General features: G+C 48.2%; 19 protein-coding genes. 18 read left to right on the top strand and 1 reads right to left on the bottom strand.

The annotated features are described in order from the left end of the window. The first annotated feature begins 40 nt into the window (after positions 1-40). The 18 genes from lpxA to KDK13_RS14960 all read left to right on the top strand — a co-directional run bounded on the left by lpxA (position 41) and on the right by KDK13_RS14960 (position 18,412). Positions 41-823 carry an acyl-ACP--UDP-N-acetylglucosamine O-acyltransferase gene (lpxA, locus tag KDK13_RS15045; protein WP_257285804.1) on the top strand — a complete coding sequence of 261 codons (783 nt, stop codon included), beginning with the start codon at positions 41-43 and terminating at the stop codon, positions 821-823. Continuing rightward, a complete protein-coding gene (gene lpxB, locus KDK13_RS15040; protein ID WP_257285790.1) occupies positions 823-1,989 on the top strand; it encodes a lipid-A-disaccharide synthase in 1,167 nt (388 codons plus the stop codon). The genes lpxA and lpxB overlap by 1 nt, the downstream gene beginning before the upstream one ends. Then, a complete protein-coding gene (gene rnhB / locus KDK13_RS15035; RefSeq protein WP_257285789.1) occupies positions 1,986-2,606 on the top strand; it encodes a ribonuclease HII in 621 nt (206 codons plus the stop codon). The genes lpxB and rnhB overlap by 4 nt, the downstream gene beginning before the upstream one ends. Positions 2,607-3,006: 400 nt before the next feature. Continuing rightward, positions 3,007-3,699 (top strand): type IV pilus major pilin, encoded by a 693-nt coding sequence (locus KDK13_RS15030; RefSeq protein WP_257285788.1) that lies wholly within the window; start codon positions 3,007-3,009, stop codon positions 3,697-3,699. 184 nt (positions 3,700-3,883) lie between these two features. After that, positions 3,884-5,332, top strand: a complete 1,449-nt coding sequence (locus KDK13_RS15025; RefSeq protein WP_257285787.1) for a prepilin-type N-terminal cleavage/methylation domain-containing protein — start codon at positions 3,884-3,886, stop codon at positions 5,330-5,332. Beyond that, entirely contained in the window at positions 5,325-5,777 is a 453-nt protein-coding gene (locus tag KDK13_RS19060; RefSeq protein ID WP_306671152.1) for a TcpQ domain-containing protein, read from the top strand. The genes KDK13_RS15025 and KDK13_RS19060 overlap by 8 nt, the downstream gene beginning before the upstream one ends. Before the next feature lie 3 nt (positions 5,778-5,780). Beyond that, positions 5,781-7,202, top strand: a complete 1,422-nt coding sequence (locus KDK13_RS15015) for a hypothetical protein (protein ID WP_257285786.1) — start codon at positions 5,781-5,783, stop codon at positions 7,200-7,202. Between the two features lie 10 nt (positions 7,203-7,212). After that, a complete protein-coding gene (locus KDK13_RS15010; protein WP_257285785.1) occupies positions 7,213-7,677 on the top strand; it encodes a hypothetical protein in 465 nt (154 codons plus the stop codon). 1 nt (position 7,678) lies between these two features. After that, positions 7,679-8,491, top strand: a complete 813-nt coding sequence (locus KDK13_RS15005; RefSeq protein ID WP_257285784.1) for a tetratricopeptide repeat protein — start codon at positions 7,679-7,681, stop codon at positions 8,489-8,491. Between the two features lie 17 nt (positions 8,492-8,508). Then, the gene (locus KDK13_RS15000; RefSeq protein ID WP_257285783.1) at positions 8,509-8,931 is read left to right on the top strand and encodes a hypothetical protein; all 423 of its coding nucleotides are present in this window, start codon (positions 8,509-8,511) and stop codon (positions 8,929-8,931) included. A gap of 61 nt (positions 8,932-8,992) precedes the next feature. Continuing rightward, positions 8,993-10,438 carry an ATPase, T2SS/T4P/T4SS family gene (locus tag KDK13_RS14995; protein ID WP_257285782.1) on the top strand — a complete coding sequence of 482 codons (1,446 nt, stop codon included), beginning with the start codon at positions 8,993-8,995 and terminating at the stop codon, positions 10,436-10,438. After that, positions 10,407-11,429 carry a type II secretion system F family protein gene (locus KDK13_RS14990; RefSeq protein ID WP_257285781.1) on the top strand — a complete coding sequence of 341 codons (1,023 nt, stop codon included), beginning with the start codon at positions 10,407-10,409 and terminating at the stop codon, positions 11,427-11,429. Before KDK13_RS14995 ends, KDK13_RS14990 begins: the two co-directional genes overlap by 32 nt. Positions 11,430-11,566: 137 nt before the next feature. Beyond that, complete coding sequence (locus KDK13_RS14985) at positions 11,567-12,424, top strand: A24 family peptidase (RefSeq protein WP_257285780.1); 858 nt, start codon at positions 11,567-11,569, stop codon at positions 12,422-12,424. 56 nt (positions 12,425-12,480) lie between these two features. Further along, the gene (locus tag KDK13_RS14980) at positions 12,481-13,077 is read left to right on the top strand and encodes a hypothetical protein (RefSeq protein ID WP_257285779.1); all 597 of its coding nucleotides are present in this window, start codon (positions 12,481-12,483) and stop codon (positions 13,075-13,077) included. A 159-nt stretch (positions 13,078-13,236) separates the two neighbouring features. Then, the gene (locus KDK13_RS14975) at positions 13,237-13,503 is read left to right on the top strand and encodes a hypothetical protein (protein WP_257285778.1); all 267 of its coding nucleotides are present in this window, start codon (positions 13,237-13,239) and stop codon (positions 13,501-13,503) included. Next, a complete protein-coding gene (locus KDK13_RS14970; protein ID WP_257285803.1) occupies positions 13,503-13,871 on the top strand; it encodes a type II toxin-antitoxin system PemK/MazF family toxin in 369 nt (122 codons plus the stop codon). The genes KDK13_RS14975 and KDK13_RS14970 overlap by 1 nt, the downstream gene beginning before the upstream one ends. A gap of 217 nt (positions 13,872-14,088) precedes the next feature. Further along, positions 14,089-16,590: a hypothetical protein gene (locus tag KDK13_RS14965; RefSeq protein WP_257285777.1), complete on the top strand. Its 2,502-nt coding sequence runs from the start codon at positions 14,089-14,091 to the stop codon at positions 16,588-16,590. 10 nt (positions 16,591-16,600) lie between these two features. After that, complete coding sequence (locus KDK13_RS14960; protein WP_257285776.1) at positions 16,601-18,412, top strand: hypothetical protein; 1,812 nt, start codon at positions 16,601-16,603, stop codon at positions 18,410-18,412. Here the strand turns inward: KDK13_RS14960 and KDK13_RS14955 are convergent. Further along, entirely contained in the window at positions 18,387-18,743 is a 357-nt protein-coding gene (locus KDK13_RS14955) for a hypothetical protein (protein WP_257285775.1), read from the bottom strand. The genes KDK13_RS14960 and KDK13_RS14955 overlap by 26 nt on opposite strands. Positions 18,744-18,827: the final 84 nt, after the last annotated feature.

Here is an 18,827-nt window from a genome sequence, read left to right as displayed (position 1 = left end):
TGCCAGGGCTGTCGAAGCCGTTAGCCCGCTGAAAGCAGATATTCATCCAACTGCCAGGGTTCATCCCACGGCTATTGTCGAACCGGGTGCCCGTATTGGTGAAGACGTAGAAGTTGGACCGTGGACTTATATCGGGCCGGGTGTTGAAGTGGGTATGGGTACCCGCATCAACTCCCATGTGGTGATCAAGGGCCCGACAGTCATCGGGAAAAATAACCGTATTTTTCAGTTCTCCAGTGTTGGTGAAGAATGCCAGGATAAAAAATACGCGGGTGAACCCACTCGCCTGGTGATCGGTGATAACAATGTTATCCGTGAAGGCTGCACCATCCATCGTGGCACGATCCAGGACCAATGGCTGACCGCCATTGGCAGCAACAATTTGCTGATGGCCTGCGTTCATGTGGCCCATGACTGTGTTATAGGCGACAACTGCATTATTGCTAACAATGTGGCACTTGCCGGTCATGTGATGGTTGGTGATAGCGTCATACTGGGTGGTTACACCACTGTCCACCAGTTCTGCAGGATTGGCGCTTTCAGCATGAGCGCTGCCCATACGGCGCTGTTCAAAGATGTACCGGCATTTATCATGTCCAGTGGTAATCCGGCCAAAGCCCATGGCATGAACTTTGAAGGCATGCGTCGCCGGGGCTACACGCCTGAACTGATCAGCAAACTGCGACAGTGCTATAAGGTCATTTACCGTCAGGGTTTGAGAACGGCTGAAGCGATTGACCGGCTGGAAAGCATGGAGCCGTCTCCGGAAATTCAGCTGCTGATTGACTCTCTGAAGTCATCGACCCGCGGTATAACCCGGTGATGCAATCGGCAGCTCCTTCATTACGTGTTGCATTGGTTGCCGGAGAGGCCTCAGGGGATATTCTCGGGGCCGGGTTGATCCGGGAAATCAAGCGACATTATCCAGATGCCTATTGCTATGGTATTGGCGGTCCCCTGATGAAGTCAGAAGGCTTTGACAGCCTGTTCCCAATGGAGCGACTGTCGGTGATGGGGCTGGTTGAGGTTCTGGGCCGCCTTCGTGAACTGCTGGGCATCCGAAAACAATTACGGGAGCGGCTGATTGCGGATCAGCCCGATGTATTTATTGGTATTGATGCCCCTGATTTTAACCTGGCACTTGAGCGCAAGCTGAAAGCTTCCGGCATTCCAACCGTGCATTATGTCAGCCCCCAGGTATGGGCCTGGCGTGAAGGCCGCCTGAAGAAAATCCGCCACGCTGTCGACCATATGCTGGCACTGCTGCCGTTTGAAGCGGACTATTACCGGGATCATGGAGTACCTGTGACCTTTGTCGGCCACCCCCTGGCTGACCAGATTCCGATGAATCCTGATCAGGATGCCGCCAGACAGTCACTGGGTGTCAGCCATGGTGGATGGCCTCTGATCGGACTCTTGCCGGGAAGCCGCAAAACAGAGATCGTCAAACTTGGGCAATTGTTTCTTGAGACAGCGCGCCTGCTCAGAAAGGACTTTCCCGATGCCCGTTTTTTAATTCCCTGCGCCAATAAACGACGAAAAAAGCAGGTTCTGGCCATTGTCAGTGAGTTTCCGGACCTTGACGTAACCGTCTATGATGGTCAGGCACAGTCGGTTATGGCGGCATCGGATGGGGTTCTGATCGCCTCGGGAACCGCTGTTCTTGAAGCTGCCCTGCATAAAAAACCGCTGGTGGTCAGTTATAAAATGGCACCACTCAGTTATGCCATTATCAGCCGGATGGTTAAGGTTAACTATGTCTCTCTGCCAAACCTGCTGGCCAACAGGGCGTTGGTACCTGAAGTGTTACAGAACGAGGCTACCCCTGAAAACCTTCATGGTTTTATGAAGCGGGCGATTGAGGATCAGGATTACCGGGACGCTCTGCGGCACTCTTTCACAGAGATTCACCATCAACTGAAGCAGGATGCCAGCAGGTTGGCCTTTGAGGCGGTGATGTCGGTCATTCAGCGGGCTAAGAGCCAATGAAGCAAAATCAATTTTACGAGTTTGAATCCAGTGACACAGGAATAATCATTGCCGGTGTTGATGAAGTGGGCAGAGGCCCTTTGTGTGGGCCGGTGATTGCTGCTGCCGTCATTCTCGATCCTGCCTGCCCGATTGAAGGTCTTAATGATTCCAAAAAACTGTCGGAAAAACGGCGGGAGGCACTGTTTGACATTATTTGTCGTGATGCCCTGGCCTGGTCGCTGGGCAGGGCTGACGTAGCAGAAATCGATGAACTGAATATTCTCCATGCCACCATGCTGGCCATGCAGCGGGCCGTTGCAGGGTTATCGGTCACACCCGGACTGGCTTATATCGATGGCAACCGCTGCCCAGCGCTTTCCTGCCGCGCTGAAGCCATTGTAAAAGGCGATAGCCGTGTGCCTGAGATTGCGGCTGCGTCCATTATTGCCAAGGTGACCCGGGACCGGGAAATGTTGATTATGGATGGCGAGTGGCCGGGTTATGGCATCGCCAGTCATAAAGGCTATCCCACCAGGGTGCACCTGGAGGCATTAAGGAAACTGGGGCCTGCTCCATTCCATCGTCGTTCATTTAAGCCTGTGAGCGAATTGTTGGATTCTCTGGGACTGGTATAGAGTCACTTTGCACAAGGTTGACTTTGCGCAATGATGACCAAAAGCCCGGCGACGGCTTTAGTCCTGAATTAACTTACTGATTACTAACAACTCATCGAAATGATGAGCTACCCGCTGCTTCAATTATTTTTCAAGATAAAGTCGATAATGCCCGGCAGTACTTTTACGCATTGGCAGGATGGTTGTGCCTAAATGGAGAACGTGACTGGTTTTCATACAACAGGGCTGGATAGGTAATTAGCTAAACATGGAAAAAGTAGTTACGTAATTTAATAGCACCAAAATACTTATACAACAGGAATATCTACCGACTAAAAAAAAAAAATGAATTGGGGAAAAATACAACCACACAGCAAGCATATTGAAAAAGTTCTCGCAAAGTCTGTGATTTCTTTAAATCTTGAATTTTTGGGTTATCAAAATGAAAAAGTTCCAGCGTACTATCCTGAGAAAAGCCATGTTGGGCATGAAAAAACAGAAGGGTATGACTCTTTTGGAAATCATCATCGCCCTGGGTATTATCGGTGTTGTTTCTGCGGGTGTTGTTGTTCTGGCTCAGCGTGCTATTGATGCCCAGAACATGACCAAAGCAACTCAGGCGGCAAACACCGCTCAGATTGCCATGACTCAGACGTATCGTAATTTGGGTAAATACCCGGCTTCTACAGATCGGGCTGGGGCGATTGACGTTGCTAATGGGCTGCTTGGTTTGGGTCGTGTGGCTGAGGATGATGTTAAAAATGCCTTCACCGGTGAGATAATCCCAATTTATGCATTTGACAGGTTGAATGCTGACGATAACAAAGCGTTTGCGCTTGCATACGAGGGGTTATCTTTGGATCAGTGTCGTCAGTTGGTGACGAACACCGTTGAAATGTTCCCATATATTGAGGTGCAAGCAGGCGCAACATCTGCAAAACCAGCAACTGCCTATCAAGCTGCTACCGCTGCAGCAGGAACTGCCGGTGCGGCGGTTCTTCAGGCACCTAATGGTGGTGCAAATAATCTGGATTTGACTAACATGACACATGTTTCAAATCTGTGTGGTACTGACGAAGGTGCTACCTATACTGTACTGCTCGGCAACAGCTAATCGGTAATGACCTGAAAACTGACATGGATGTCTGTTTTCGGTTTTGATTCCTATCAGTTTAATAGCCAAAAATTTTTTTCTATCAAAATTAAAGCTTCCTGTTTTATTCCCCATTTTATTTTGTTTTTACTGTTCACTAGCTGGCAATAATCAGTACCGTGTAAATGATAAAAGGTTATAGTCCATGTATAGACAACGAGGCTTTGGCCTTTTGGAAATTATAATCGCTGTCAGCGTACTGGGTGTAATCCTGTCCTATATGGGCTTGTATGCGCAGAAGCAGGCAGTTATTAAATCCAAAGAACATGTCGCTTCAAAACTGGTGCATCTGACGGACAATATCCAGCGTTATTCCAGCTACAAGAATGTTAACCGACAGCTGAACCCATTGCTGCAGAATAACTATCATGGCGGTGAGCTTGAGCATGTATTCCCGGATGATATTGTCGGTCATATCACCGATCGGGTATTTATTGGCGCGTTGGGATTGCCGGATGGCGAAAAGGTTGACTGGTTAAAACAGTCCAGTTGTTTTGATGGGCGGACCCAGCCACAGGGGCTTGGCTATGTACCCGAAGGTGCCAATCTGTTTCTCCAGTGCAGTGAGGGTGTTGACGATCTTTGGGATCTGGAATATGCCGGTACCGCTCTGCGGTTTCGCGGCCCTGCTGCCAACCGTGACTCAGTGGGTCAATCCATCAGTTATTATGTGTACTCCGGGTCTCCCCTTACTGCGGTGGTGGATATCGCCAGCTTTGTGCAGGCGGCGGATGCCAACCAGGGCCTTGGTATTGCCGTGGAGTTCAGTAAGGTCATTATCAGCGGGCCGAACGATAACCCACAACTGGAATTGGTGGCCGTGCCGACCGATCCCAACCAGTTCAGTTACAGCTACAGCGACATGCTGGAGCTTGATGAAGCGACCCGAAATCTTTTCTTTACGCTTACGGATGGGCAGAGAATTGCGCTGACTCTGTCTACGCAGTCCTTTTCCGGGGAAGCGCTGTTGATTGACGGTTCTAACGAGATGGACTCTGGCGCTGATCTTTGCTGGAGTGGAACCACCAATACCTCGGAGCGCTGCATGACCATCGCTCACAGTGAAGTAGAAGACGAGGTGTCACTTGATCTGTCCCAATTTGATCTTGTGGATACTGGCGCGATTGCCTTCAGGAGCAGTGATGATGAGAATGCCAGGTCAAGAACGCCTGTCGAGGCTTCTTTCGAGACGTTTGAAGGCAGTGCCGGACATGTTCAACCGCCGGCAGAAATCGACATGATTACTTGCCCCACCGGTTTTGACAACAAGTTTTCCGCAGTGGTGAGTTCGTTTAGCTCGGCAGGTGTCAATGCCGAGTTTACTGAAGAGAGCAAACAGTCCGACGGTACATTAGATGATGGTCTCCATGCGCTTGTGTCTGCCGTGACGATCGATTGGGAAAAAGTTGAGACTGTGTCAGAGCGTAAGTGGCTGGTCAGTGCGGCTATCGGTATTGAGAACGATGTCCTTGATGCTGAACCTCCGGGTGGCAACAGTAATTTGGACCAGAAAAATTATGGCTCGGTCCTCAGAAATCCGAAGTCCCTGTCATTTATAGCTTTCCAGTGGTGCGAGGAACCAGAAGATGTTTAACAAGAGAGATATTGGTATCGGTCTGCTGCTGGCTGCGATCTGCACAGCCAATTCCGCAGTGGCCAGTACCGACAGCGTTGCAGCTGCGTCTGTTATTGAAAGCAGTGTGAACAATGGCATGGAGCCTGTGGAGATGACCACCGGCCCTGTGGATGAAGCGGGTTCTGCTGACGTGTGGGTGGAACCGGAAAAACAGTATCCGGTCCTGCACCTGAACACCTATGACAAGACTGAGGATATGTTCGTGCGCTGGGCAACCGAGCATGACTATGTGGTGAAATGGAATACCGATAAAACGGTAGAGTTTGCCAATGCGACGGCGTATCAAGGCAGTTTCAGGGCCGTATTGACGGACCTGGCCAGTGATATCGCCGCCCTGGGCATTGACCTTAATTTCAAGGTCTTTGAAAAAAACAAGGTAATCGTCGTTTATTCGGTGAGATAAGTTATGAAAAAAGCGTTAACCCTGTTCATCTCATCGTTGGTTCTTTCCGGGTGCTCCAGTTTTGACCTGGTCCAGGTTCCTGATTACGAAGCACAGCGTCGTGAGGTTGATCAAAGCCAGCAGGTCAATAGTGAGCTGAGCAAGAACCTTCAGTTTGTCGATGCCGCTTACTTGAGCGAAGAGCGCATTGCTCCGCAGGATGATCGCTTCAAGGGCATGTATGTTGAGTTTGAGAGCCAGTATCCCATTGATATCGAGACGGTGCTGGATGGGTTGTCCAGCCAGTATAAAATTCAGTATGTCATGGCGGATGAGCTGGCAGAGAATGCCACCAGAAAAAATGTAAACGTGAAGTTTGCCGGTTCGCTGCTGGATTTCTTCGATTATCTGAGCAGTGCTTTCAACATGCACTTTGAGTTTGCCCGGAATGATCTGGTCAAGGCGTATTACTATAAAAATCACGTATTCAATTTGCAGCAGTATTTTGATGGCAACGCTTACAGCACCAGCTTTACCGTTGGTGGCACTGGTGGCGCTTCCGGTGGTTTGTCGGGCAGTGCTGATATTGAATTTGAGACCAACAGCTGGGAGCGTATTGAAGAGTTCCTCGATAATTCTCTGGAAGAGGATGAAAAGTTTACGGTTTTTGAAGACTACTCGTTGGTTTCTGTCCGTGCCCGTCCGGAGAAGTTTCATCTGATGGATGCTTTTTTCAATAGAATGGTTGAAGAGAGCAAGATGCAGATTGCCATTGACTACCGGGTGATCTCATTCAGTAAATCCAAGCTGAACCAGTTGGCCCTGGCCGTGGGGGTCCAGAATGCTATCGGCAGTGGGGTAGCGCTTAACCCGACCCATGCCATTTCAGGCATTATTGATCAGCTGACGGTCACGGATGAAAATATCAGCACCAATATGAACGCCGTGATTAATGACCTGGCGCAGTCTGTTGAGCATGAGGCGCATTTTGTGACGTTGCCTAACCGGGTTATTCCGTTAAATATCACCACCAATGAAAAGTATATCTCCAGCATAGAATACACCTTTGGCAACGGTGACAGTGAGCGTGATTCCAGCACTGTAGAGGTGGCGGACCTGGTTACCGGTTTCAGCATGATGTTGCTGCCCAAAATTCTGGAAGATGGCCGGATCATGGTGACATCCAGTTTCTCCCGCAAGCAGCTGCTGGAAATGGGCAGTGCTGAGGGCGTATCGCTGCCGGTGGTGGATGAGAATGAGTCCTCTGCTACTGTGACCATGGATTCCGGTGAGGTTCGCCTGATTACGTTGTTCCGCGATACCTCCGTGCAGGATAATGAAGGCTTGCAGTTATTGGGCGGCGCTACTTCCCACGAGGGCAAAGACCGCTACTTTGCGGTGCTGATCGGTGTTAACAGTTATAAAAGCAACAGCTTTGTGAAGTGACCGGCGGTTGATGATGGATATCTGGTTATCTGACGCGGAGATAAAAGGGATTGACTTTGCTGATAAACCTTACAGGCGTCTCTATTCGGTCAAGTTGAGAGATGGCAGTAGTCATTCCCTGGTCTCTACGAAGGGAAACAATGAGATCAATCCGGATATCTTTATTCCATATTCACTGGTTGATAAAGGAATTGATAACTCCCTGATTTCCGTTGACGGAATAAGCGATATCCTGATTTATCAGAATGAGTATATTCAATGCCTTGATACCCTGAAAATTCATGGTATCCCCATTGAAGAGCTGATTGAGGTTGAACGGGTTGTTCTCTCACGGGAGCAACTTGACGTACTGGCTTCGGATAAGGTCAGGACCCAGAAAATCAGGCCCAGTGAGAAACAGGGAAATCAAATTCTCACTGTCATGTTGCTAGGTGCTGTTGCCCTCGTTGCCGGTATCTTTTATTTTGTGATTTAGTATGCGCATAAGAGAAGTAGTTGATAGCAAATTCAAATTTGCCTGTACTCTGATAAAAGCTAATGCAGTGGTGGCCATTGCCGGAGTTGTTTTGATCATTGCCTGTTTTGCCGGAGGTTTCGCTTACTGGCAAATTGAGCAGACAAAAAAGGTGGAACTGGCGCAACGGCAGAAAGTTGCAAAAGAAAACGGTGATAAAAATACCTATGCAAATGATTTCAAAAAAGTGTTTTCAGGACTTACTTACCGTGGCCTGAGTTCCTTTTATGAGCAGTTATGGCTGGACAGGATTTACTTCCAGGCCAGGAACTGGGAATTGAATACACTGGAATGCCGTGAAAATTGCAAACTGCTGTTCAAAAAAGGGGATGGCGAGTTGTTTACTGTCGTTGACATTATCCGCGACGGTAAACCAGTCAAACCCCAGTTTGATCAACAGAAACTGGAGTTTTCCTATGCCAGTGAATTCAGGACTCAATTGTATCCGGAGCTGACCACTGACGCTTCTTATGACAAAAGTAAGGTGTTTCATCAGTGTACGACCAAGATAACAGAGCTTTATAACCTGCAAAGTGCCTTGCAGAGACTTTCCGGTGTTTCGTTAACCATCGGGTTTCCTAAAAGGGTTACGAATATTTCTGGCTACCATTGGGTTATGAACGCGGATACACAATATGGCACGATCAGTATTACCGGTATTGACCTGGATAGCTTGAGCATACTTGACAGTGTGCTTTCAGCGGATACCGTTCTCACTGATTTATCGGTGACTGATCAGTCGGTGAAGCTGAATATCAATTATTTTTGTCTTTGATCTGGAGCACGATTTTAATGAACACATTATTTAGAAATTTTTATTTTCCAGTATTCGCCATGTTTATCAGCGTCACTGCACATGCTGATCTTCTGGAACAAAGTGAAGCGCACTTCGAGCGTGTTACCGAGTTAAAAAACCAGATTGAAATTCTTGAGCTGCAAAAACAGATTTCCGATCTGAATGGCAGTGCCAATGCTGCGGTTCGGACGGCTTCTTCTTCAGCCAAGCCTGCGATTAACAATACTTTTGGCCGGGACGACATCAAACCTGAACTGCTTTATGTGGTAAACAATGGGTCGCAGAAAAAGTTCACTTTCCGGATTAACGGCAGTCTTATATCGTTGGTGTCTGGTGAACAGGTGAACGGTTGGACACTGCGCGTGAATGGTGAGAAATTGTCATTCCAGAAAGGCAGCCGTACTACCAATGTTCTTTGATTTGCAATGCTTGACCGCCGGGGAGGTCGGTCAACATCAATTTTATTTAAAAGGGTCCGACGTGTTTTGCAAGGTGGATGACATCGAGCGACAGGTGGTGACCCTGCTGAAGTTTAACTCTATCTATAAACTCAGCTATTTGGGTGTGGCGGTTGAGTATCCCTTATATATTGTTGCGGAAACTGTTTATAAACTGATTGTTGCCCAACTGCAGCATGAGAGCACCCAGGGTGAGTTGAGTGACATTCAGGAGAATGTCCTCAAGATCATCAAGGCTGCCATCAAGTTGCGGGTCAGTGACATACATATTGTCCGGGAAGATGTGGCCTGTGCGATCAAATTCAGGGTCAATGGCTCACTGGTAGTCCATAAGGAGATTCTGAGCCAGGATGCGGATTCATGGATGTTCGTGCTTTATAACGTCATGGCCTCTACCAAGGAGACTACGTGGAACCGTCGTATTCCCCAGGATGCCAACGTTATAATTCACCTGGATACCGGGTCTTATCGCTTGCGCTATGCCCATATGCCACTGTTTGGTGAGAGCGGCCAGAACTACCATGCGGTTTTGCGTCTGATTTTCCCATCGGACAAAAGCGATATCTGCCTGAGTTATGACCAGCTTCGTTATGACACGGCGAGTACTGCCCTGGTTGCCAGAATTCTTGATAATTCCCATGGCCTGTTTGTGGTATCCGGCGTTACCGGTTCCGGAAAATCAACCTCGTTAAAGAAATACATTGAGCTTCTTTATAACGTTAACCATAAGGGAAAAGGTTGTTTTGTCACGGTAGAAGACCCGGTTGAATACCAGATCAAGGGTGTTCAGCAAAGTTCGATCGTTCCGGATGGTTCTGGCGGCAATCCATTTGCCGGAGCGGTACGCTCTGCCATGCGCCGGGACCCGGATGTCATCATGATTGGCGAGATTCGTGACGCGGCAACCATTGATGCGCTGTCCAGTGCGGTTGACAGTGGCCACTATTGTTTAACGACGATTCATGCCGGTTCGGTTATCGCCGTTATGCAGCGTCTGGCCGGTCTTGGCATGAAGCTGGATAAACTGTCCTCGCCGGGATTTCTTTCCGGTGTCACTAACCAGAAGCTGGCACCCAGGCTTTGTGATAGCTGCAAGGTGCAAATCGTTGAGCCTGACTTTAACCGGACGGTTTTTGTTGCCAGCGACCAGGGTTGCAGCAAATGTAACAATACCGGCTTCAGTTCCCGCGTGTTGTTAATTGAGTTTTTTGTGCCGACGATAAAGGACCTGGATCTGATTGCCAAACAGGACTGGCTCGGACTTTATGTGAAATATCGGGAGAAAAAAACCGAGTATGACCTCGGCGACGGCTCCCTGGGCGAAGGCTTCACTCTTAAGGACAAAGCTTATAGCTATGTGCTGGATGGCACGTTATGTAACACCTTTTTCTTACATCAGTTTGGTCATATAGACCCTGTGGATGAGCAGTTAATTTATGAAAGGCATTGCCAAAAAATACAGAATTGAAATTTACTCAATGCTGACTGACCTGCTCCGTGATAACGTACCGCTCTTTGACGGCCTCGGTAAAATCCAGCGAGAGGGGCAGGGTGTTTACAGCAAAAGCTTCGTAAAATCAGTGGGCGTTATCCAGGAAAGCATGAAGGATAACTCGTCGCTGGCGAATGCGCTGGATGGATTGATTCCTGAAAAAGAAGTGTCCATGGTCGATGTCGCAGAAAGCTCTGGACGACTGGCCGATGGTCTGGACAACATTAAAAAGCTGTTGCTCGAGTTTGACGAAATCAAGGGTAAGGTGATTTCAGCGGTGATGACTCCGCTGATTATGTTTGCGGTTACCCTGGGTGTTATTGCCGGGTACGCAACCAATGTATTTCCAACGTTTGTTTCATTCCTGCCGGTAAGCCGATGGCCGACGGCGACGCAAATACTTTATAACTTCGGTAACTCCCTGGCCGGTGGCCTGTGGATAAATATATTGGCTGTTATGGCTATTCTGGCAGTCGCCATTGCGTTTGCTGCCCGCACGGTAACCGGTAGTATTCGTAATAATGTGCTGGATAAATTGATCCCCTTTAACTACGTCCGGGAGATTGAAGCTTCTCTGTTTTTGTCCAATATGTCATCACTGCTCGACAGTAAAGTCCCTTTTAACGATGGTCTGCAACTGCTGAGTAACACCAAAAACCGCTGGCTCGCGACCCATATAAAACAGATTGAAGCTCGTATGAAAGCAGGCATGGAATATAAAAATGCACTTGATACTGGCTTGTTGAATAAAAAGATTCTTCTGACCATTGCCATCTATTCCGACTTGCCAAACTTTGCCGATGTTATGAAAAAGCTTGCGGAAGAGGCGAACAAGGGTGTACATAAAAAGATTGCCGGCCTGGCTGCTGGTCTGAAAGTTGTGTCTCTGTTGATCCTGGCCGGGGTTGTTATCTGGATATTTGTTGCCGTATTTGCCCTGGTGGATTCATTGAGTTCATCCATGTAGTCATGTCGTGGATTAATCTGATTGTCATAACGTAAAGGATATTTTCAGTTTAACGTTAGTTCGCAGTTGAAGCCTGTTGTCCATCTTTTGGCTTTTGGAAATAATGCTTCGACTGCGGCAGTAATGAGTTTGATTTGATGCCGTTTTTCATTGAGCTATTGCATGGCTCAACTTTTTTATTCGTTTCATTTCTCTCTGTACTGGGCTTAATGGTGGGCAGTTTTCTTAATGTGGTGATTCATCGTTTACCCATTATGATCGAACGGGAATGGCTGCAGACTTCTCAGCAGTACCTGTATCCAGATCAAACACAAGACGATCTGCCAGTCTACAACCTGGCTTTACCAGCGTCTGCCTGTCCGGGTTGTGGCCACAAAATTCGATTTTGGGAGAATGTGCCTGTTTTCAGTTATTTCTTCCTGGGTGGGAAATGTTCCGGTTGCCATAGCTCTATCTCTGGTATTTACCCACTCATCGAATTAATAGCCGCTGTATTGGCGGTCATTATTGGCCTGACATTCGGGGTAAGTTGGCAAACCCTGGCCCTCTGTGTTTTATCATGGTCCCTGCTGGCTTTGTCCATGATTGACCTTAATACCAGACTGTTGCCTGATGAAATAACCCTTCCCCTGTTATGGGTTGGACTTGTGGTGAATAGTTTTAATGTATTGGTGCCACTGCAGGATGCGCTCTGGGGAGCCATTGCCGGTTACATTTTCCTCCGGGGCGTGAATCAGTTATTTAAACTGATCACGGGTAAAGAGGGGCTGGGCTATGGTGACGTTAAGTTGCTCTCTGTACTTGGAGCATGGCTTGGCTGGAGCAAACTGATCCCGGTAATTATCCTGTCTTCTCTGGCAGGTATAATACTGGTTACTGTCTTTGCTTTTATCAAGCGATTTAACCGTTGTGAGATATGTTTCGGACTTTGTATATCCCTGGCCGGGTTTGTAACGGCAGTATGGGAACCCATGGCATTCATGCTATTTGTTTAATTTGGTTCTGTTGCATCTTTTTTCAAAAGCTGCCGCTCATTTAGAGGTAAATGTATATGGCATCCTGCGTAGCCAGCCAGTCAATTACGAAAGAAATTCTGGCGTTTATTCTTTTATTTTTCTCATTGCCGGCATTTTCCCTGCAAGATGATTACCGCTCAAGTAGTATGCAAGATATTCTGGATAAGATCCCCCCTCCTCATGCGGGAACACCTGCTCCGGGGGAAAGTGGCTCTCCCTATGCAAAATTCAATCTGGAGAGCATCTGGAAATGCGGCGACTCTGGCCGTTTTGGAATTGGTGTAAGGTTTTTAATTGCACATGAGGATTACGACCCTGATACATGGATAACGGATGTTGGGGGAATGCAAGGATCGATGTACATAGGGTGGAAATTGGCGACTGTTCCTGTAGCTCCAATCGGTTTGCAAATTTCTACTACAACAGCAGGTAGAGGGCTATTAGCGAATGTGACCGATAAAAGGCCGGGTTTTGTGCGTGTTAGTTTAGAGAATTGCAATGTGATAAATCGTAGTGAAACTCCTTTGGTGGGGGATAGCATTCAATTTGCTTTTCGTGTAACCCCAGCTAGAGAATGGATGTCACCAGTGATTGACCTTCACTACCTTAATGAAAAAATTAAGATGTGGTGATGCCTATCGTTGTGATTTGACAGGGTGATGCTTGACATCGTTTTATTGAGTTTGATGCTTCTCTGCTCACAATGTTTCTGTCTATCGGGGACCGCTGCTTTGTCAGGGTGTCTATATCGTATATGCTGATCTGTCTATAGAGTTGATATGGAGAGGGTTATGCGGACAGAATCCACCATCAAACGCTGGGGCAATGGCCTGGCTCTGCGGATCAGCGGACCGATGCGGGATATTCCCGGATTTGAAGAAGGTATGGGTGTCGAGGTTGACATCCATGCCGATGGGCTGTTTATCCGCCGCAAGGTGCCCGCCAATTCACTGCCTTATTCAGAAGAGGAGCTGGTTGCCAGCCTGAAGGAGACGCTGGCAGACAATAACATCAGTGACTGGCTGGAAGATACACGGCCAGGGGAAGACGACTTTTGATGGCTGCTACCGGTTCCGGGGTTTACATACCCGAAAAGGGCGATATTGTCCTACTTGATTTTCATCCGGGCAAGGGAAGCGAGATCGGCAAGCGTCGGCCTGCCCTGGTGCTCTCTTCGCGCCTGTATAACGAGACCATTGGTCAGGCCATCTGTATTCCCATCAGCTCCCGGGGGAAAAAACGGCCCGCTACTGTTGAGGTCGGCGGGCTGGATATTGAACCATCCTTCGCTATTCCGGGGCTGATCCGTACCCTGGACTGGCAGCATCGCCGGGCTGAACGAGTTGGTCATGTGGATAAAGCCGTTTATCAAGAAGCGATCCTGAAGCTGCTTCCCCTGATTGGTGCTGAAGCATTTCTTGACTAGTCAGACAACTTCTGAAGAGGGTAGATGCCATGCTTTTTCAGGTATTGGCATGACAGAATATCTCTAATTTTCCCGCATTAAGGACAGAAACGACTACCTTCGTAATTCCGTTTAATAATAAAATCCACGCACTATAACCCCCTAATGAACTCTGAGGATCAGCTGACTAAAGTAACCACGACTCAGCCTGTTCAGAGTCACTATCTGAGATTTCACCATGTACGACACTCATAAACCCGAACTGTTCGTTATCAAGGACTCTGCTCTGGGTAGCTCAGATAAGGGCGTCGTCAGAATTATATTTACCAGAAATACACTGGATGGCACGATCAGCAGGCCGGATCATTTAACCTTTTCTACAGGCGGTATATGGATCAGTAAAGGCTATGAGGAGATAGACCAGAAGTTCAGGGAGGGGGAGCTGTTTATTCTGGATAATTACAGCCCGCAAAGTCTGGAAGATATCGGCTATTCATCGGACCACCACGATCACTGGTCAACCTCGGTTGCAGTAAGGCCCATGGATGTTAATCAGATGATGCCGGTGATTGAGACAACGTTACCGGATGTCAGTTCAGGTCGTATGCATTTGAACCGGGATTTTCCTCGAGTACCTTTCTTTATTCGACACAGTGGTCATATCTATGGGCCATTCACCGCAGATTTCGTCGATGGGGAAGTGATCTGCACGCCCTACAGCCATGTCGGTCTGAATATACCCAACTACTTTATTGCCCGGGTAGATCTCCTGACGGCTACGGATAAAAAGGTTTACCTGACGGCGGATAGCAACAATACCCATCTTGCTTACGACGGTTTTATTTCATCACTTGCTCATTTTGGTCAGGTTCTGAAGGCCGATTGGCAGGCGCTGGATTATATTCCGGATGCCCAACTCATCACCTATTTTGCCAAAGGGAAGTTTGGTAAGAACGCACCATCCATCAGCCGTAAAGAGGCGGAGAGCGTGAAGTCAGTCATCGCCGACTATCAGAAAAAGGAGAAACTGGCGGCAAATAAAGAACGCATTAACCGGCTGAAACAGATCTATGATAAATACCTCAGTGGCAGTAGTGTTGGTGAAGAAATCATCGATCAGTATTTGAAAAGTGCTGATGGTAAGTTGTTTCTGACAGCCTATCTATCCGACAACCCGGGTATTGCCAGTCATTACCTGCCAGATCTGAAGGCCAAAAAAGAGCAGTTGGAAATTGAAATTCGTGATCTTCAGTCCAGAAAACAGAGAAAAGAGCAGGAGATAGAGACGTCGATTGCCCGGGAAAAAGCCAAAGCCCTAAAGGCAATTGAAGAGATTCGCACGAAAAATATTCATGAGGTTCAGGAAGAACGAAACCGGTTGCTGCAAACACTGGAAAGCAGCATCGAAGCAAGGCAGCAGGAGCTGGAATCACTGTCTGACAAAACGGCAGCGGCCCTGGATAAGCTGCGCATCGTCGATGATATTGAAGAATTAAATTCTGAAGTGAAATTTCTGGAGCGTCGGGAAAGAGGGTTGGAGGATGCGGTAAACGCGCTGGAAGCAAAACTGAAAAGCCCGGACCTGCCAAAAGAACTGGCCGAGATGAAAACCATGCTCGACCTGCTTCAGGGGCACTCTTATGAAACGGACAATCGCAAGTCTAAACCCCTGCCACCCAAAATGGTGACGACCCAACCGGAGAATGGAATACAGATTATTCAATCCCTGGTTGACGTGTTCGATCAGAGGGGACGGCCATTCTCCTATGAAGAGATGGCAAACCTGTTGATCACCGTTCAACAGTCGTTTCTTACAGTTTTCAAAGGGCTGCCGGGTTCTGGCAAGACATCAACGGCCATTCGATTAGCGGAGGCTTATCATCTGGCAGAAGGCGACAGTGGTAATGAACATTTCCTGAATATTCCTGTCAGCCGTGGCTGGGTTTCCGGGCGCGACCTGATGGGTTTTTACAATAGTCTGAAAGGTGTGTATCAGCCAGCAAAAACCGGTTTATACCAGTTTCTCCGCCATGGGGAAGAGGAGCAGGCCGCCGGGATGCTAAGGCTGGTGTTGCTGGATGAAGCCAACCTTAGCCCAATGGAACATTATTGGTCCGACTTTTTGGCGATGTGTGATTATGAATGTCGTCATCGCAGCCTGGATACTGGCATGCCCGGTGATGATCGCTTTCTGACAGCCACGGCAAATCTCAGGTTTATTGCGACTATTAATAATGATCATACGACAGAGCCTTTATCGCCAAGATTGTGCAATCGGGTACCTGTCGTTTCTATGGATATCCCTCATATACCATCTGCCCGGGAGTTTGGCTCACTGGTGCTGGATGGTGCAATTCCGATGCAGCAGTTGGAACACTACTTCGGTTTGCCTCAGGAGTTCACCGAAGACGCGCCACCCGTTCTATCCGGATGCTACGACATTCTTGAAATGCGCGATCGCCAATATGGTAACCCGGTATTGATCAGCCAGCGCAAGCGTAATGCCATGCTCGCCTACTACGAAGTGGCCTGCCGTTATCTTGACCGGAAAGATGCGGCGGATTTTGCTCTTTCCCAGCATGCCATTCCGCTGATTAACGGGCATGGCAAAAACTTCCAGAAGCGACTGGAGTTGCTTCGTGATCATGCCGTGCAAAACAGTCTGACCAGAACGGCGCTCCTGGTAGAAGACATCCTGGCCAGTGGTGATAACTATGCCGGATCCTATGCATTTTTCTGACGGAGCCGGTATGCAGTTTGAGGTTGAAGTCTTAAATGGGGCAAGGCAGGGAATGCGTTTTGACCTGACGTTGGGGGATGAGGTGCATGAGGAAACCGCATCCATGCCCTATGTTCTGGAAACAGAAGCCCTGGCATTTTTTGTCAGGGTGGAGCGTGCCTGTGATCGGCTGTCCCTGGTTCTGGGTGAGCGTTTACTGACGTTTACCCAGGGGCGTAATAGCAATGCCCTGGAGTTTGAGTGGTATCCACCTTACCGGGAAAACGGCACAAGGGATGCATTGTTTTTTAATTACTTCGGAGTAGCAAAATTTACGCTACAGCTGGAATCCGACGAGTGTATTGAACGTTTTGATACCGGGCCAGTGGAGGTATTGGCCAGAAACCGGACGGCGAAACAAGCCGGCCAAATGGTGAACTTTATACTGGCTGAAACCGAGAGTGATCTGACCTGTGAGGAAAGTGCCACCCGGTTTCAAGGTGCCAGTTATGGTGAACAGCAGAGTCAGCTAGTGGAGCGTATTTTGACTAACGCCAGTAAGCTGGAAGTGCTGGCTTCACAGGTTTTTATCCGACCTATACGGACACTGACCACGGATATGGCCCTGCAACAGGGTGCTGACGTTTATGCCCCGGGAGATCAGAGTCTGGCGTGGTTGATGGATAACCTGTCCGTGCTGGAGGAAACAGACGACAATAGTCAATCTCATCTTCACCTCGATGGACGAATGTATTGCGCGACTGAGTTGTTAGCACCAACAGTGCGGGAATATACGGATACTTACGAGAATCAGGTATTGACCGGGTATCTGGACAGCTTGCTCGGTGTTACTGCGGATCTACTTAAGCATTGTGCTCCTTTTGGACTGAGCCGGTTGCAGAATGCTCATGAAGGCTATCTTAGCTTTTTTGCCTGTATGGAGGTGTGGATTCATCAGGTTAATAGTCAGCAGATGGTCGTTCTCAAGGCTTGTCAGGAACGGTTGCTTTTACTTCGACAGCAGTTTATGAAACGGCTGCCGGTAAGCATAGGGGTGAATGCTTTACCAAAAATAACGGCAAAAGTACGGGGCAACCAACATTACCTGACGTTATTCAAAATGGCCATTGACTGGTATCAGCAACCGAGGCTGGATGGGAAACCACCCCAGCAACAGTTTCTTGCTATCAACTCCATGCCGGGGTTATTTGAGTATTACGCTTTTATCCGGATAAGAAGATGGCTTTTGGCAAAAGGGCAGCAAGAAGATCAGGGAAGCGATCTGTCGCATCCGTTGCACATCAAGGTGAATAACCTGAGTCTCAGTTTGAATTATGAGCCAGTGTACTGGATGGTTGGTCACTCACAAGCCGGAAACATCGTCAATACGGAAAACCGCTCGGTCAGCGAAGCAAGAAATAATTACGTAGGAAGAATAAGAGAGTGGGAATTTGCCCGACGGGAGCCAGATATTACCCTGGAAGTGCGGCGTAATGGGCAGCTTATCGGCTTGCTGGTTCTGGATGCCAAATTCACCACCCGTGAGCAGGCCTTTAACCAGTACCTGCCGGAATGCACTATGAAATACGTTCATGGTATTACCAATTCGGCGGCAGTCTCGGCTAATGGCGGGTTGGTGAAAGCCATGATTATTCTTTATGCCCATTCCCATGATGAGCTTCTCGATTTTCATACAGCACCTTTTGATGCCTACGGTGACCAGGTGCAGATACCGGTACTCGGTGCTCAGTCGCTGTCGTTAGAAACGTCTGAGGCATACGGCAGTCGCTGTATTGAAAGTTTGTTGGATAGGTTGCTCACGCTATTTGCTTATGCTGCCTGAAATTATAACTCAACAATTCATGGACTAATTTAAGTGGACATTGCTCAGCCAGCAATTCTTGATAGAGATCAAGAGTTGTTGGCTGATCAACCGCTATTGCATTTGTTGCTTTAGCTTTGTTCTCCATTGATAGTGTGTAGGCACTCAGAGGCCAAGACAAACGGTAGGCGTTTTCAAACTTTCTGCTTTTTTCAATGGCATCCTGTACCACTTGGGACTTTAGGAAAAAGTCATCTTCAATAACTTTTGGTGCTTTGCTGAATGGTCTGTACATCATCAGCTGCTCACGGGCGACTTCAGGGTATATCGGGTACGCAATAACCGCCATCATAATGCCCAGCGAGTATATTTCGACTTTATTTAGTGCTTGTCCGAAAACCCATCAGCCATTGAAAACAGCAGTCTGTGGCCTTAC

The sequence above is a fragment of the Endozoicomonas sp. SESOKO1 genome (genome assembly GCF_024606265.1).
Taxonomy (GTDB): Bacteria; Pseudomonadota; Gammaproteobacteria; order Pseudomonadales; family Endozoicomonadaceae; genus Endozoicomonas.
The sequence above is the reverse complement of the archived record's forward strand: the minus strand, read 5'-3'. Positions and strand labels throughout refer to the sequence as shown.